This is a genomic window from Elusimicrobiota bacterium (genome assembly GCA_016218575.1).
GTDB lineage: Bacteria > Elusimicrobiota > Elusimicrobia > UBA1565 > UBA9628 > JACRDN01.
Genome location: JACRDN010000020.1, coordinates 149,652 through 163,615, shown reverse-complemented (window position 1 = coordinate 163,615; position 13,964 = coordinate 149,652). Strand labels below are relative to the sequence as shown.

15 protein-coding genes, 1 tRNA gene and 1 pseudogene are annotated in these 13,964 nt (G+C 61.9%); 6 read left to right on the top strand and 11 right to left on the bottom strand.

Features of this window, described 5'->3' with window-relative positions:
- Positions 1–22 precede the first annotated feature (22 nt).
- Positions 23–1,102 (top strand): hypothetical protein, encoded by a 1,080-nt coding sequence (locus tag HY921_11605; GenBank protein ID MBI5631515.1) that lies wholly within the window; start codon positions 23–25, stop codon positions 1,100–1,102.
- 7 nt (positions 1,103–1,109) lie between these two features.
- Here HY921_11605 and HY921_11600 read toward each other — a convergent pair whose 3' ends face one another.
- Positions 1,110–3,047 carry a hypothetical protein gene (locus tag HY921_11600; protein ID MBI5631514.1) on the bottom strand — a complete coding sequence of 646 codons (1,938 nt, stop codon included), beginning with the start codon at positions 3,045–3,047 and terminating at the stop codon, positions 1,110–1,112.
- 43 nt (positions 3,048–3,090) lie between these two features.
- Here HY921_11600 and HY921_11595 point away from each other — a divergent pair.
- Positions 3,091–3,167: transfer RNA gene (locus tag HY921_11595), tRNA-Glu, on the top strand.
- Here HY921_11595 and HY921_11590 read toward each other — a convergent pair.
- Both HY921_11590 and HY921_11585 read right to left on the bottom strand, forming a co-directional pair.
- The gene (locus tag HY921_11590; protein MBI5631513.1) at positions 3,146–3,370 is read right to left on the bottom strand and encodes a hypothetical protein; all 225 of its coding nucleotides are present in this window, start codon (positions 3,368–3,370) and stop codon (positions 3,146–3,148) included. The genes HY921_11595 and HY921_11590 overlap by 22 nt on opposite strands.
- A 56-nt stretch (positions 3,371–3,426) precedes the next feature.
- Positions 3,427–4,308: a hypothetical protein gene (locus tag HY921_11585; protein ID MBI5631512.1), complete on the bottom strand. Its 882-nt coding sequence runs from the start codon at positions 4,306–4,308 to the stop codon at positions 3,427–3,429.
- A gap of 649 nt (positions 4,309–4,957) precedes the next feature.
- Between HY921_11585 and HY921_11580 the strand changes: the two genes are divergently transcribed.
- Entirely contained in the window at positions 4,958–5,791 is an 834-nt protein-coding gene (locus HY921_11580) for a hypothetical protein (GenBank protein ID MBI5631511.1), read from the top strand.
- A gap of 74 nt (positions 5,792–5,865) precedes the next feature.
- Here HY921_11580 and HY921_11575 read toward each other — a convergent pair whose 3' ends face one another.
- Entirely contained in the window at positions 5,866–6,171 is a 306-nt protein-coding gene (locus HY921_11575) for an SWIB/MDM2 domain-containing protein (GenBank protein MBI5631510.1), read from the bottom strand.
- A 59-nt stretch (positions 6,172–6,230) separates the two neighbouring features.
- On the opposite strand from HY921_11575, the gene HY921_11570 reads away from it, so the two are divergent.
- Positions 6,231–6,800 (top strand): hypothetical protein, encoded by a 570-nt coding sequence (locus tag HY921_11570; GenBank protein MBI5631509.1) that lies wholly within the window; start codon positions 6,231–6,233, stop codon positions 6,798–6,800.
- On the opposite strand, the gene HY921_11565 is transcribed toward HY921_11570, so the two are convergent.
- The 4 genes and pseudogenes from HY921_11565 to HY921_11550 form a co-directional block, all read right to left on the bottom strand.
- Positions 6,766–7,227, bottom strand: a complete 462-nt coding sequence (locus HY921_11565) for an NUDIX domain-containing protein (GenBank protein ID MBI5631508.1) — start codon at positions 7,225–7,227, stop codon at positions 6,766–6,768. The two genes, HY921_11570 and HY921_11565, sit on opposite strands and share 35 nt — an antisense overlap.
- Positions 7,227–8,054 carry an alpha/beta hydrolase gene (locus HY921_11560; protein MBI5631507.1) on the bottom strand — a complete coding sequence of 276 codons (828 nt, stop codon included), beginning with the start codon at positions 8,052–8,054 and terminating at the stop codon, positions 7,227–7,229. The genes HY921_11565 and HY921_11560 overlap by 1 nt, the downstream gene beginning before the upstream one ends.
- Complete coding sequence (locus HY921_11555; GenBank protein ID MBI5631506.1) at positions 8,047–8,940, bottom strand: hypothetical protein; 894 nt, start codon at positions 8,938–8,940, stop codon at positions 8,047–8,049. Before HY921_11555 ends, HY921_11560 begins: the two co-directional genes overlap by 8 nt.
- Positions 8,937–9,026 (bottom strand): annotated as a pseudogene (locus HY921_11550) (ferritin-like domain-containing protein). The gene HY921_11555 and the pseudogene HY921_11550 overlap by 4 nt, the downstream one beginning before the upstream one ends.
- Before the next feature lie 155 nt (positions 9,027–9,181).
- Here HY921_11550 and HY921_11545 point away from each other — a divergent pair.
- On the top strand, positions 9,182–10,681 hold the full coding sequence (locus HY921_11545; protein ID MBI5631505.1) for a HAMP domain-containing histidine kinase: 1,500 nt from the start codon (positions 9,182–9,184) through the stop codon (positions 10,679–10,681).
- On the opposite strand, the gene HY921_11540 is transcribed toward HY921_11545, so the two are convergent.
- Positions 10,678–11,037, bottom strand: coding sequence for a hypothetical protein (locus tag HY921_11540; protein ID MBI5631504.1), 360 nt, complete (start codon positions 11,035–11,037; stop codon positions 10,678–10,680). The genes HY921_11545 and HY921_11540 overlap by 4 nt on opposite strands.
- On the bottom strand, positions 11,034–11,783 hold the full coding sequence (locus HY921_11535; GenBank protein ID MBI5631503.1) for a hypothetical protein: 750 nt from the start codon (positions 11,781–11,783) through the stop codon (positions 11,034–11,036). Before HY921_11535 ends, HY921_11540 begins: the two co-directional genes overlap by 4 nt.
- 108 nt (positions 11,784–11,891) lie before the next feature.
- Between HY921_11535 and tadA the strand changes: the two genes are divergently transcribed.
- Positions 11,892–13,586, top strand: a complete 1,695-nt coding sequence (gene tadA, locus HY921_11530) for a Flp pilus assembly complex ATPase component TadA (GenBank protein ID MBI5631502.1) — start codon at positions 11,892–11,894, stop codon at positions 13,584–13,586.
- Here the strand turns inward: tadA and HY921_11525 are convergent.
- The gene (locus HY921_11525) at positions 13,563–13,961 is read right to left on the bottom strand and encodes a response regulator (protein MBI5631501.1); all 399 of its coding nucleotides are present in this window, start codon (positions 13,959–13,961) and stop codon (positions 13,563–13,565) included. The genes tadA and HY921_11525 overlap by 24 nt on opposite strands.
- Between the last annotated feature and the right edge of the window lie 3 nt (positions 13,962–13,964).

Below are 13,964 nucleotides of genomic sequence, written 5' to 3'. Positions count from 1 at the left end.
TCTCTTTGGGAGGAGGAAAAATATGAAACGCGCGACGCGATGCATGACGACAGCCGCGGCCTTGCTGGGCCTTTGCGGCCTGGCCATGGCCCAGACCGGGGAGGACCCGAGTCCTTGGTATCCCAAGCACACGCCCCACCGGCAGAACGAGTTCCGGGGGGAGTTCCGCGTTGACAAGATCAGCGACGAGGCCGTCCTGGATGCGGCCCTGGCCCGGGTCGTCACTCTATTGCCCAAGGACCAGCGGCTGATGCTGGCCCGAGGACTGCAATTCGTGGTGGGGCGCTCCCCGAAGAATCTGGCCGACACGGTTCTGGGCTGGGGGCCGGAGGATGACCAGGACTACGTCTACCCGAGCCGGACCTTTTATCCCCACGGGAGCATCAAGGTCAACATCAGCTTGAGGATGATCGAAGCCCTGCGCGCCGCCGAGGAACTGCGCCAGGCCGCAAAGGCCCCCGGGACCTTCTATGATTTCCAGGGGAAAATCATCGAGCTGCGCTGGAGGCAGGACGAGCAGGTCCTGGCGGTCCAGGCCATAGACGATCTTTTCCATCGCGTGGCGGTGCACGAGATAGAGCACGCCAAGGAGTACGTCGAGAAGCCCGTCAACGCCTTGTCCAAGCCCGAGCAATGTCCGGAAGGCCTCTGCGACGCGGAGAGAATCGGGGACACGCGCCAAAAGGCCGAATACGAGTTCCGCGCCCTGAGAAGGGATTTCGAGGTGCGCAAGCTCCAGGACCCCCGCGTCTACCTCGCCGCGGCCCAGCTTCTAAGGAGGCATTCCGACCTGCTGACCCAGAGGATCAAGAACCTTCCCGAGAGGCTCGAGCTGGCGGCCAAGGAAACCGGGGTGGAAATCAGCGATTTCCACAAGACCTACTATGAGGCCACGCATATGGTGCCTTCGCTCGCCTGGGCCTACCTGAAGACGACCGCGGAGACCAAAGTGGAGCATGCCAAGAGCCTGTCGGACATCCAAAAGTACTTCGACTTCAACTGCGGCCAAAACGAGCTGAAGGCCAAGGACGTCCTGACCGATGATTACCCCTACCTCGCCCCGGTGTTCAAGGCGACTGTGGGGACCTCGAAGTGCCCGTGACCTGGTTTTAACGGGGCCAGGCGGCGGAGGCTTCTTCGTAAAGCCGGAGAGCCTCCCGCCGCCGGCCCAGCCGGACCAGGACCCGGGCCAGGAAAAGCTTGAGCTCTCGAGCCCTGCGGCGCCTCAGCACCCCCGCCACGTCGAGCTTGAGCGCGCCGTCGGGTGCCACTCGCGGATTATAGTAAGAGATGTCGTAGATGGGAGCCGGGGCCGGCGTCTCGGCGGAACCCCGTCCCGCCTCGTAGACCCTGAAGTCCTCGTTTTGCGACAGAAGCCTGAAATGCTTGAGCCTCTCCGGATGGAAATGGAAAAGAACCGCGGCCGTGTCGGGCTTGAGCCCCATGCTGCCGGAGGCGTAGCGCGGGCCGTCCGGGGTCTCGTCGAGGATCATGTCCGCTCCATAGACGAACAGCGCCGCCTGGTATTTTTTGCAATAGGCGGCGAATTCCTCCTCTCCCGAATACAGGGCTTTTAGGAATTCCATGGTCTTGGCCCTTATCTCCGGCGCCTCGAACTTGGGCTGGAGGAGCACGGGCTTCTCGGCGTAAGCCAGTATCGAGGCCGACAGGCCATAGGAGGCTAGGACGGGCTCCGCGCCTTTCCTGGCCTTGAGCCAGTCGAGGAGATCCTTCTCGTTGTTCCAGGAGAGGCCGGGCTGGCTTTCCTCCCGGGACAGCGACGCCGAGAGCCTCATGAACGGGTTGAGGGGCGAGGCCGGGGCCGCGGCCTTGAAGCCCTCGGCCAAGGCGACGAAGGCGAAAAAGGCCGCGAGTCCCGCGCTTTGCCGCCTTCGCCCGGGCAGGCGCAGGGCCGCCGCCGGCAGCAAGAAAACGGCGAAGGGGAGCAGTCTTGAGACCAGAACCGTGCCGAGGCCGTAGAGGATGAGGAGCGCGTCAATCAGCATCTCGGCCGGGGACGGTGGCTCGCTCTTTTCCCTTTTTAAGAGCGCGAGCAGCCGGGGAAGAAGCATGAAAGCGAAAGGCAAAAGGCAGAACACCAGAAAGCCCGGCTCCGGGGAATTGAAGGGGCCCGTCCACAAAAGCCGTGCCTCGGGCGAAAGCGCGGCCGGGTCCAAGGGCTTGACGAGGCCGTGGCGCAGCTTCTCGAACAGCAGAGCGTAAACGTGGCCGAAGGAGCCGTGCCGGCCGGCCAAGGCATGGCGCAGGGAAGGAAACATCAAGCCCGCCGCGGCGGCCGACCCCAGCTGGCAGGTCAGGCTAAAACGCAAGCGCCGGCGGGCCTCCGGCTCGCGCCGTCGGCGCCAATAAACGCAGGCATAAGCTGCCAGAAAACTCGCCCAGTAGAACGGCGCGAAGTGCCAGGAGCCCAAGGCCATGGCCATGCAGAGGCCGGAAACCGCGGCATGGCGCTTGAAGCGTGTTTCGGCCGGGTCCAAAGCCCCGCACAGGGCCGCCAGGCTCAGGTGGATGAGGGGCAAAGCCAGGCTTTCCAAGCGGTAGCTTCCGATGAGATTGGAAAGCCCCGCCCAGGACAGAGCGTAGGCCGCGGCCGCGGCAAGGGAGACCGCCCGCGACCGGGAAAGGCTATAAGACAGGAAATAAAGGGCGAGGATGGACAGGCTCGAGGCCGCGGCCGCCCAGACCAGGACGAACCAGCGCAGGCTCGGGGCAGGGAGCCCGAGCGCCTCCAAGAGACGCAGGCAGAGACCCGTCGCGTATTCCATGAGGAGGGCCTGCTCCCGCCTGGGATGGGCCCCCTCGGGGTATTGGGCGTCCCGGTCGAGCTCTGGAATGTTCCGGCCTTGCGCCACCATCCGGGCGTAGCGCAATTGCATGGCGCTCTCGGAGCGGAAGTAGCCGAGCTCGTCCTGGGCGTCGTAGCGCGGCTGGGCCAAAGACAGGCGGAGCTTCAAATTGACGCTTAGAAGGGCGATGGCGGCCAGGAGAAGGGCCGCGGTGAGCTTCTCGAGGGGAATGCGGGACATTGCCTCTAGGGGGCCATAACTGGTAAAATGTACCAAGTTTTTCGGCGCGTTCGTCTAGCGGCCTAGGACATCGCCCTCTCAAGGCGGAGATCACGGGTTCAAATCCCGTACGCGCCACCACTTCCCCTTTTGCCGAGGCGCGTGTTCCAAGAGGCCCCGAGGCCGACCAGCATCCCGCAGGACAGGAGCATGAGGTTGGCTAGGACGAAGATCCCGCCCAAAAAGCCTCCCGCGCCCCCCATAAGCTTCAGGAGCTTGCCGACCATGAAGAGTCCCGTCAAGAGAAGGTAGCCTATCCCGACCCCGGCCAAAATCCCGGGCATGGCGTATTAAAGAATACGCGGGGGCCGGGAGGAAAGTTTCAAAAACTCCCTGGGCCTTACCAGAGAATCCAGAATGCGTCGGCCTGGCAGGACTGCTGGACCCCGTTCCAAACCAGGGGCGAGTAATACTCCCGCTCGCCGCAGGCGTAGACGCAGCGCCTTTTGGGGAGGTCGATGTATTTCTGGGTCCACACCCCGAACGGGCAGCGCGGGGGCTTGGTGGAGCCCGCCGGGGTCTTGGGCGCGGTCCGCAGGCCTATCTTGATCTTGAGGGGAGCGGAGGCTTTCGCTCCGAAGCCGCGGTATTCTTTCACGGAATAGCCCGACATTTGCAGCTGCACTGGATTTGGATTCTCCAATAACTCCGCGTAGAAGTAACTGCCTGCAAATCGCAATTCTTGGTCAATGGGGAAAGGCCCCAAGGTCGTTCCGTCTTTGGTGAGAATAGTCGCCGAGCCGACGATATTCCCAGTGCCTGCGATGTGGCCCCCTGCGGATTTTGCGATGCCGCTCACTAAAGCGTAGCCGCTTATAACCGCCTTTCCCGTCATTCCATCGGGTCCTTCCAAATGGACTATTTCAGTTTTTTCGCTTGGGGGATCCAAGGGATGGCGTTTGGGAACGCCAAGCTCCCCCTCGACAAGATGAACCTCCACGGCATCGGAAAAAGTTTCCGTCCAGACGAATCCTTCCGCGCTGACCTGCCCAGTGAGCTCGACGACTTGATCGCCTTGTTCCGCAATGGGGGTTCCGGGAACTCCGCCTTGGTCTTGGGCCAGGACTTCGCGGATTTGGGACAGAAGCCGGCGGGTGTCCATGGTTTCGAGGCTGGGCTGGGAGGCGGTGGTTTTATGCGTGTTTTGCGCGGCTAAGGGAAGGGGGATGGCGGCCCAAAGACTCAAGGCTGCAACAATGCTCATGAGAGACCTCTCACGCATGGACTTATTGTACCGCCCCGGCTCGAGGCCTTCCAGGGCCTAAAGGTCCAAGACCTTAGGCCTTTGGGCCCGGCTCTCGGTCTGGGCCCTTGGCCCCAGGCATTTATAGGCCAAACAGCTTACACTAGCTTCATTCCGGATTGGAGGAATGATGAGAACTTTTCTTGCCGTTTGTCTTATCAGTCATGGTGTGCTTCCGGCTTGGTCTCAAGGGGGCATTGGTGAATCAATTTCCTTTAAAGAGCTCTCCAGCCTGGGCCGCGGGATAACCGCGCCTCCGGTCCCCGGGCCCAAAACCGTCGCGCTTGATGAGAAGAATCCTTCGCGAGTAGCCGAGGAATTCCTTCAATTGGTGAAAATAGCCGAGGGGGCCATTCCGCAAGAGCAAGAGGCCTTACAGGGGGCCCTGCGTCGAATGCTCGACAGCCCCACGGCGCTGAGGTACGCCTCCCGCATGATCAACGCGCAAACCCGGGTCCGAATTAAGTTTTCCCGATTTCCGGGAACCTTCATCTACAAAGCCAATGGGCTCTCCGTAATCATGGGAAGTCGGGAAGCGCAGACGTGCTGGGCGGGCGATGAGGATTTGATCAAGCTTAATACGGCTTTTCTAGCGCTCGGCCTCGATGGGGAAGAGCTGCATTCGAGGATGGCCCCGATCCTGGCCCATGAAATATTCGGACACAGCCTGCAGGGGAGCTATGTTAGAAGCCATTATTTCCTGCAGCAAGCCTTCCTGCAATACCAAGGAAATGAAATCCACGCGCGATTGATTGCATGGCTCGTAGCGGTGGAACTAAACGAGAGGCTCGCGGATGCCGACTTGTGGGACTACATGGATAATCCGAAATCCTATAGTGAGGAATTAGCCGGCTCGGGCTCTTATCTTACCAAGCTGTCCATCGAGGGAATGCGTGATCCTGTCGCGGCCTATAAGGCCCGGTTGTCCAATCTTCGGATCCAGCAGAAAACACTGCTGGCTTACCAAGCGCGAGCTCTTGAATTATCCGGGGCCGCTGAGCATTTCATCAAGGTCCATGCTCTCTCCGCGGACCGGTTTAAAGCGTTGCGCGAAGAGATAAATTCCGTATTGGAAATGTGTGAGGATATTCCGCGCCTGGCCGATGAAGCTGAAAAAAAACTCAAGCGCCAGATAAGATGGGCTGAGGAAAATAAATGGTTCAAGAGGCAGATGGCTTCTGCGGAGGAGGAGCCGCAATTCAAGGCATGGGAAGAGGAGATTCAAGCCCTTTCTCGCGAGCTTAAAGAAGCCTTGAAACGATCCGGGAAAACCAGGGAAACGGAGATGCCGGGGCCAGTGACGGGGCAAATCTACGCCAATATCCTTGAGGAAATGATCCAGGAGGACAAAAAAGCCAATCCTGGACATTGGCCGGACAAGCATTCCGAATCTTCTCCCGGGACGAGTCCTGACACCAATGATCCTTGGTTCGGCGGCTTTCGCAGGCTGATCGGGACCTGAGTGCCAAGCCCCCGCCTTCCCTCAAAAAAACCCCCGCGCCGGGACGGGGCGCGGGGGTTTTCCGGCGGGGCTTCTCAGCTTAGGTGCTTGCTGATGAGCTTGGTCATCTCGAACATGTTGACGGTTTTTTTGCCGCCGAACACGACTTTGAGATTGTCATCGGCGTTGATGTTCCTCTTGTTCTTGGCGTCCTGCAGGCCGTTTTTCTTGATGTAGGCCCAGATCTTCTTGACCACCTGGGTCCGAGGCAGGGGCTTCGGTCCCACGATCTTGGCCAGATCATCGCTGATCTTGAGTTCCTTCATGAACGCTGGATTCGGTTTTCTTGCCATAGTGTCTCCTTTCGACCTAGAATTGCCCTTATTGTGGCTGTTTTGCATTCCTGGGGTCAAGTCGCTCATTATGCTCTTACGCGGAGAATTGAGTATACTCCATTTTCATGAAAACCCTCTTGGCGCTTTCCTGCGCGCTTCTCCCGGCGAACGTCGGCTGGCCCCCGGAGATTCCCTTCGGGCTGGCTTTGCCGCATATGGTCAACGTCAACATGGACGTCAGGTCCAGGACGGGCGGCTATTGGGAAATTTCCGAGCCTTTTCTGTGGATCAGCCTGGGCGGGCAGAAGGACGGCTCCGGGGCCTGGAGGTTCGCGGGGCGGGCGGAGAGGGATTTCTTGAATTTCGACGCATATCCGGCGACGCCCGAAAAGCCGGAAGAAGGCTACTCTCTCCTAGGTTCTGGCGTCAATATTTCCATCCAGCCGCAGGGGGACGGCTATTCCCTCTTCGGCTTCATCGATTCCGCGAGCCTTTCCCTGTCCTTGGTCCGGGAGCGGGAGAAGGAGTTCATGGTCTGGGGGCAAGGTGGGGTCCACCTGGCGACTTATTCCTTCAACGGCCAGCGCACCCTTACGGGTTCAGTGGACCTGGCTCTGTTCGGCAAGAAACCCCTGGCCGTCCTGGGCGCCGCCTTGGCGGTCATTGGGGAGCTCGAGACTCGGCCAGGGCGATAGCCTCGAGCGCCCTCTGGCGCACCTCGTCGCGGACGTGGGACCGCGCCAGGTCCTCGGGCGAGTGCCAGCGCATTCCCTCGTGCTCGAGAGCCGAAAAAGCGGCCTCGCCGTCCTTGGCCAGGCAGTAGTAGACCAAATCAATGTGCTGGGGATGGTTGGGGATGTCCTCGAGCTGGACATGGCTCGGCACATGGAGGTATCTCACGCCGGTCTCGACCGGTCCCGGGCTCGCCTTGGGCGACAGGATCTCCACCTCCAAACCCGTTTCTTCGCGGATTTCCCGAACCAGGGCTTCCTCGGGAAGCTCTCCCTCCTCTAGGTGGCCTCCCGGAGCCAGCCACATGCGGAGCTTCTTGTGGTGGAGGAGGAGGGTTTTTCCGCCTCGTACCACGTAGCCCGTCACAGTGAAATGGCGCGCTGCTTTCACTAGGAGACCCCCAACTCTCGGGCAAAGCGCAGCATTTCCCGCGCCAGGCCCTCCGGCGCGTCCAAGGTCACGTGGTGGTGGGCTCGCGGGATCTCGGCGGCCCGAGCCCGGGGCATATCCCGAGCGACTCGCGCGAATTCCTCGCGGCTGAGCACCGCGCTGTTTTCCCCGCGCACGACGAGGGACGGGACTCGGATTTGAGGCAGAGCCGGCCAAATCGGCTCGTAGCGGTAGAGGAAGGCCTTCCAGTCGAATTTCCAGGTAAATCCCTCGTTGGTCTTGCGCAGGCTGTGCGCGGCCAGGCGGCGCAGGCCCTCTTTGCCCAGAAGCGTCCCCCGCGGCTGGAGGCGGAAATTGTCGAGCATGGCCTCGGCGTCCGAGTAGAGGGGCTGGGGGCGGCTGCGGGCCCTCTCGAAGCGTCGGGCCCCGGCGGGGTGGAGCTCGGGAAGAAAATCCACCGCGATGAGCCCCAGCAGGCGCTCGGGGCGCCGGCGGGCGTACTCCAGGGCCACTCGGGCGCCCAGGGAATGGCCGGCCAGGATCATGCGCGTCCAGCCTAGGGCGTGCCGCGCCTCCTCGATGTTCTCGACGAATAGCTCCGTGTCGTAGCGCCCTTCCGGGTGCCATTGGCTGTCGCCATGGCCATGGAAGTCCAAGGCCACGGGCTTCAAGCCCTCGGCCAGGAAGGGGGCGACGGGGTCCCACCAGTGGGCGTTCCCTGCCATGCCGTGGGCCAAAAGGATGGGAAGGCCGTCTGCCTCGTGGCACAAGAGATGCAGGCGCGGGCTATCGTTGGTCCAGATGGAAATCGTGTTCGTGTTAGGCATGCCAGGTCGCGTTCTTGAACCTCCGGTGGGCCCAAAGCCATTGATCGGGATGCCTGCGGATCCAGCCCTCCACGCGGGCGACCAGGGCCTGCGTGGCTTGGACCGGGTCCTTGAGCGCTTCGCCGAGCTCTATCTCGGGCCCTACCTCCACATGAACGAGCCCGGCCTCGTCGCGCCATTGGACGACGGAAATGAGGCAGGCGCCGGTGCGCTGTGCGAGGATGGCGGGTGCCGCCAAGGTGTCGGTGACGGCCTTGAAGAATTTGACGGGGACCCCCATGGGAGGGGCCGCGTACTGGTCCATGACGAAGCCCACGGTCAGGCCCTGCCTCAAGCGCTTGATCAAGGTGGGGAGAAAGCCCCGCTGGCTGAGGGTTTTGACCTCGATCGAGAGGCGGGCCGCCTCGATTTTCCGATTGAGCCATTCGGGCTTCAAGCGCCGCGTCACCATGGTCGCCGGAATGCCTCGGACCGCGGCTATGCCCATGATTTCCCAGTTGGCCAGGTGAGCGGTGATTAGAAGGCACCCGCGCTTTTTGGCTTGGGCGCGCTCGAAATTCTCGAAGCCCTCTAAAACCGTGTTTTTCTCCGTGTAGCGCCGGTAATGCCCGGGGAGGGGGCAAAACATATGGAGGAGCTCCAAGCCGAGTATGCCGTAGTGCTCGTAGTTTTTCGCAAGAAGCCTTTCGCGCTCGGCTCGGCCGAGCTCCGTAAGGCAGCGCCGGATGTTCTCCTCCGCGATGGGCCGGCGCCTGTAATCGAGGGCAAGGAGCGTTCTTCCAAGGAACCTTCCCAGGCGCACCTCCCAGGAGCGCGGCAGGAACGCGACGGCCAGTCCCGCCGCGGTCAAGAGGATCCGGAGTCCGGCGGAGAGAAGCGGGTTCAACGCGGCAAAGCCGTCAGGAGGCGCGGGTCGTAGCCGCTCAGGCGCTTCTCGTTCTCGCGCAGGCAAAGCTCCACGAATTTCCTCGGGAAGAACCCCGAGTCCCGGGCCAAGGCGAAGAGCCCAAAGGCGAAAAAGGAATTCATACGCGGAGAAGCCATTCTCCCTTATTTGGGGGTGAACGTCAACGGCTGTTCCCGGGCTTGATTTGCACCGCGGGAGGGGCTAAGCTTGGGCCTGGGGAATGAAAATCCGGGAGAAGCTCGCGCTTTACGCCTCGGCCATGGTCATGGCCGTGCTTTTCCTGACCGGGTTTCTCCTCTATATGGCCGAGAAAAGGGAGCTCGGGAGCCAGCAGGAAAACCATCGCTGGAGCACGGTCCATCATTTGGTTCGGGTCTGCGAGGACGCCCTGTCGGAAGGGGACGACTCCGTGTCCGGCGCCTACGCCGGCGCGCTCCCTGGGACTGGGCGACTGGCCTACTCTCCCCTCCTCGTCAACTACGCCAAGAGCCTGCTCGACCTTGAACCTTTGCGCGGCGTCGAGCTCCTAGGGCTCGATGGGGATATTCTCTTCCATAGCGATATGACCAGCGGCGACAGCTTGCATCTGATCGAGAAGGAATTGAGGGGAGCGGTTCCCAAGGCGGTTCTGGAGATATCCTCGCCCACGAAGCGCCTCAGTCAGCTTGAAGGCCGCGCGGTCCTCCAATACTTGGTTCCCGTCAACAGAAAGGGACGGCGCGCCGCGGTTCTCGAGGTGGACTACGACGCGGCGGCCAGCGCCGAGTCTATGCGCCGGGCTCTTAAGGCCTTGCTGCGGCGATTCCTCATGGTGGGGGCGTTGTGCCTGGCGGCCGGGCTCCTGGGCTCGGCTCTCCTGGCTTTCCACTTCACGCGCACCCTCGGCAAGCTCGTGGAGGGCGCGCGGCGCATCGGGGAGGGAGAGCTCTCATATAAGATACAGACCGAGCGCCGTGACGAGTTGGGGCAGGTCTCTTGGGAATTCAACCGGATGGGCGGGCGCTTGGCCGAGCTCGACCAAATGAAGAAAACTTTCTTCCACACCATCACCCATGACTTGAAGAGCCCTCTCCACGTCATCAGCGGCTACGTGACTCTCCTCCTCGAGTCGGACCAGTTGGCCGAGAGCGAGAAAGCCAGACTCAAAATCGTGCAGGAAAGCGCCCGCCGCCTCAACCAGATGATCAAGAGCATCCTCGACGTGGCTCGCATGGAGGCGGGGCACATCTCGCTGCGGCGCCGGGACCTGCGCGTCAAGGATTTGATCGATGAGCTTCGCCCCCAGTTCTCGGTCATCGCGGCCGATTACGGAGTGGCGCTCGCCCTCTCCGTCCCCGAGGGCTTGCCCCTGGTCAAGGCCGACGCGGCGCAGATTCAGCGGGTGCTGGAGAACCTCGTCTCCAAGGCCCTTAAGTTCTCTCCGGATGGGGGCGTGGTGGCGGTGGAGGCCATGGCGCGAGGGGACGGCTTCGTGGAGGTGAGGGTCCAGGATCAGGGTCCGGGGATCCCGCCGGACAAGCTCTCCCGGCTCTTCTCGATTTTTTCCCAAGTGGAGGAAACCAAGGGCTTGGCCCGCGAGAGGGGGACGGGCCTGGGCCTTGTCATCTGCAAGCAGCTCGTGGAGGCCCACGGCGGGCGGATCGGCGTGGAGAGCCAGTGGAAGAAGGGAAGCGTCTTCTTTTTCACCTTGCCCGTCACGGGCGGCCCGGGCGCCGGCTAGGGAGAGAATGGGCTGACCACCGGCGGAACGACGAGCTCAAGCTCTTGAGCGGGGTTGGCGGCGCTCGAGTCGTCCTTGTCCGCAGCACCTTGCCCGGACTCCGCCGCGACCCCGAGCTCGCCCCCGGGGGCCACCTCCGCGGAGGGAACCGAGTCCGGCTGGGCGTAGGCCTCCACGAGATCGCCGAGGCCGGGCATGCGCGCGGCCAGATTCTGGTCCACCAGCTCCCCGTTTTCCCCGGACCATATGGCGTTCTGGCCCGCGAAGCTGAAGACGTCGGCCAGCGACGCCGCCGAGGACTCGGCGAGCGCGGAGGAGGGCAGGAGCCAGGCGAGCGCTAGAAGCAGGAGCCTCATCGCATGACCACCTGCTGAACCAGGACGGCGTTCAGGCCCTTGCCCCGCTTTTCGCTGACTTGCCGCTTGACCACAGCGCCGCGGCGCGCGTCGAGCCAGAGGGTCTCGTCCACCCGGACCTTGTCCCGGGCCGTGTAAGCCCGGTAAATCTGGAGGCCCTTTTCATCGGGCATACGGCGCACGGCCCAGATATCCCGTCCCGCCTGGAGGCGCAATTGCTCGCCCTCTTTGAGGCCGCGGCTCGGAAGCTTGTAGAAGAAGAACTTGACCGACCGGCCCGCGAGCCTGAGCCAGGCCTCGATGTCCGAGGTCTCTTTAAGCTCGGCTCCATCGGCTTTCGGATACGGCCCGTAGACGAAGCCCGAGGGCGTCATTACGAGGAAGCTCACGATCGGTTTTTTATCGGCGGGAATGGGGACGAGCTTTAGCTGTTCCGGGGAAATGCCGGAGCGCAGCTCTTTGGTTTCCATGGAAATCAAAGCGAAGGCGTTGGGGTAAAGCTTTTCCACCGTATAGTTGAAAAGCCCTCCCGCCGTCGGGGTCAGCACCTTCCCCGTCTGCGGGTCGGGGATCTGGGCCATGAAATTGTCCCGCACGGTCCAGGCCTGCCCAAGGCTGAAGCGCAGAGCCGTCGGGCCCGCGGCCCGGGTTGAGCGCTTGGCTGTCAGGAGCATGACGGGGGAGGATAATGCCAAGGCGCAGGCCATCGCCCAAAATAAAAGCCGTCGGTAGGCGTTTCCCCTCAAGCGGAATTAGTATAAGGCCGAAACCGGGGGAAGTAAAGGCCCAATTTCCGCAACAAAAATGTCCTTGAATTTTATGGGTTTTCCTGTTAGCTATTATCAATGCCCCAAGTGGTCTCCGAAGTCCTGTCGCAGCTCCTGGTGGACGCGGGAATACTCACTCGCGAGCAAATCACCCAGATCCAGCATTCCCCCGACGCCAAGCCCGACGATACCCTGGACTCGATCCTCGTGCGCAAGGAGCTGGTCCACAGCAACACCATGGTGACCTTGCTCGCCGAGAAGTACAAGGTCCCCTTCATCGCGCACATCGAAAAGGTGGACATACAAATCTTGAAGATGGTCCCCGAGCACCTCATCGAGGCGTATGAGGCCGTGCCGATCCAATACGAGGAGGGGGTCCTCACCTTGGCCATGGTCTGCCCCGGCGACCAGCAGTCCTTGGACAGGATCAGCGCGCTTACCGGGCACAAGCTCAAGCCCGTGGGGATACTCGAAGGGGGATTTAGGAGTTTCTACTCCCGCTACTTCGAGGACACGGCCATTGCCCAGATCCTTAAGGAGATCGAGATCAGCCAGAGAGAGGGCGCGCTCAAGCCAGAGGGAGGGACCGAGGCCGAGAAGTCCCAGCCGATGGGCAAGCTATTGGACTCGATCCTGCTCCAGGCGGTGCGCAAGCGCGCCTCCGACATTCACATCGAGCCCCAGGAAAACCTCGTGATCCTGCGCTTTCGCATAGACGGCGTGCTCAAGACCCACCAGGTCCTGCCCCACACGGTCTTGGACGGCCTGGTGCGCCGCATCAAGGTCATGGCGGGCATGAACATCATCGAGACGCGCCTGCCCCAGGATGGGCAATTCAAGAACAACGTGATGGATCACCTCATAGACGTGCGCGTGGCGGTGGTGCCAAGCCAATACGGGGAAAAGATGGCCCTGCGCCTGCTCGATCGCACCAATTTCGTGATGAGCCTGGACCTCCTGGGGATGCCCGCGGACGCCTTCTCCCAGATGAAGGATGCTATTTCCCGACCCAACGGCCTGATCCTAGTAACCGGCCCCACGGGGTCCGGCAAGACTACCACCCTTTACGCCTTGATCCAGCAGCTGCGCTCGCCCCAGCTCAACATCCTCACCTTGGAGGACCCCATCGAGTACGAGCTTTTGGGCGGCAGGAAAAGGGAGGGCGGCATCACCCAGATCCAGATCAACGCCAAGGTGGGCCTCACCTTCGCCTCGGGCCTGAGGGCTTGCCTGAGGCAGGACCCCGACATCATTTTGGTGGGAGAGATACGCGACAAGGAGACGGTCGAGACCGCGATCAGCGCGGCGCTCACCGGGCACCTGGTCCTCTCGAGCCTGCACACCAACGGCGCGGTCCAGACCGTGGCCAGGCTCATGGACATGGGAGTCGAGCCATTTCTCGTGGCCAGCGCCTTGAGAGCCGTGCTTTCCCAGAGGCTCGTGCGCCTGCTTTGCCATCAATGCAAGATCGCTTACCGCCCTTCCCCCGAGATCATCGCCAAGCTCGGCCTCACCTCGATAGACCCCGACACCCAGCTGTTCAAGCCCAACGGCTGTACCGCCTGCGTCCAGCAGGGCTATTGGGGGCGCACCGGGATATACGAGCTTTTGACCATGGACAACGAGCTCAATTCCCTCATCATGGCCAAGAGGCTGCCCTCGGAGATATTCTTCAGCGCGAAGAAGATGGGATTCAAGACCATGCAGCAGCACGGCATGGAGCTGGTGGCCCAGGGGTTGACCAGCCTCGAGGAGATCCTAAGGGTTCTTCCGACCTTCTAGGGCTTTCTTGACTTCCTGCCTGATGAGCTCCGGGTCGAAGGGCTTCTCCAAATAAGCCGTCACGCCCGAGACGTTCTCGAAAAGCTGGAGGGTCGCCCCCTTGGCGCTCACCACGATGATGGGGATGTCCCGGGACGGCCCCGCCTCACGGATGCGCGAGGCCAAAGAGTAGCCGTCTATCTTGGGCATCATGACGTCCAGGATGATGAGCTCGGGCAGACCCTCGGCCGGGGTCTCGCCGGAGTCGATGCCGAGCGTGGCCAGGGCCTCCTGCCCGCTGTAGGCCTCCAGGACCTGGTGGCCGGACTTTTCCAAGATGTACTTGAGGAGCTTGACCGAGTCCTTCTCGTCGTCTACCACCAGTATCTTGCCCATAAT

Coding starts and splice junctions, on each gene's coding strand:
- HY921_11590 (MBI5631513.1), bottom strand. CDS start 3,370: ATGCCCGGGATTTTGGCCGGGGTCGGGATAGGCTACCTTCTCTTGACG.
- HY921_11585 (MBI5631512.1), bottom strand. CDS start 4,308: ATGCGTGAGAGGTCTCTCATGAGCATTGTTGCAGCCTTGAGTCTTTGG.
- HY921_11600 (MBI5631514.1), bottom strand. CDS start 3,047: ATGTCCCGCATTCCCCTCGAGAAGCTCACCGCGGCCCTTCTCCTGGCC.
- HY921_11570 (MBI5631509.1), top strand. CDS start 6,231: ATGAAAACCCTCTTGGCGCTTTCCTGCGCGCTTCTCCCGGCGAACGTC.
- HY921_11580 (MBI5631511.1), top strand. CDS start 4,958: ATGGCCCCGATCCTGGCCCATGAAATATTCGGACACAGCCTGCAGGGG.
- HY921_11545 (MBI5631505.1), top strand. CDS start 9,182: ATGAAAATCCGGGAGAAGCTCGCGCTTTACGCCTCGGCCATGGTCATG.
- HY921_11540 (MBI5631504.1), bottom strand. CDS start 11,037: ATGAGGCTCCTGCTTCTAGCGCTCGCCTGGCTCCTGCCCTCCTCCGCG.
- HY921_11560 (MBI5631507.1), bottom strand. CDS start 8,054: ATGCCTAACACGAACACGATTTCCATCTGGACCAACGATAGCCCGCGC.
- HY921_11525 (MBI5631501.1), bottom strand. CDS start 13,961: ATGGGCAAGATACTGGTGGTAGACGACGAGAAGGACTCGGTCAAGCTC.
- HY921_11575 (MBI5631510.1), bottom strand. CDS start 6,171: ATGCAAAACAGCCACAATAAGGGCAATTCTAGGTCGAAAGGAGACACT.
- HY921_11605 (MBI5631515.1), top strand. CDS start 23: ATGAAACGCGCGACGCGATGCATGACGACAGCCGCGGCCTTGCTGGGC.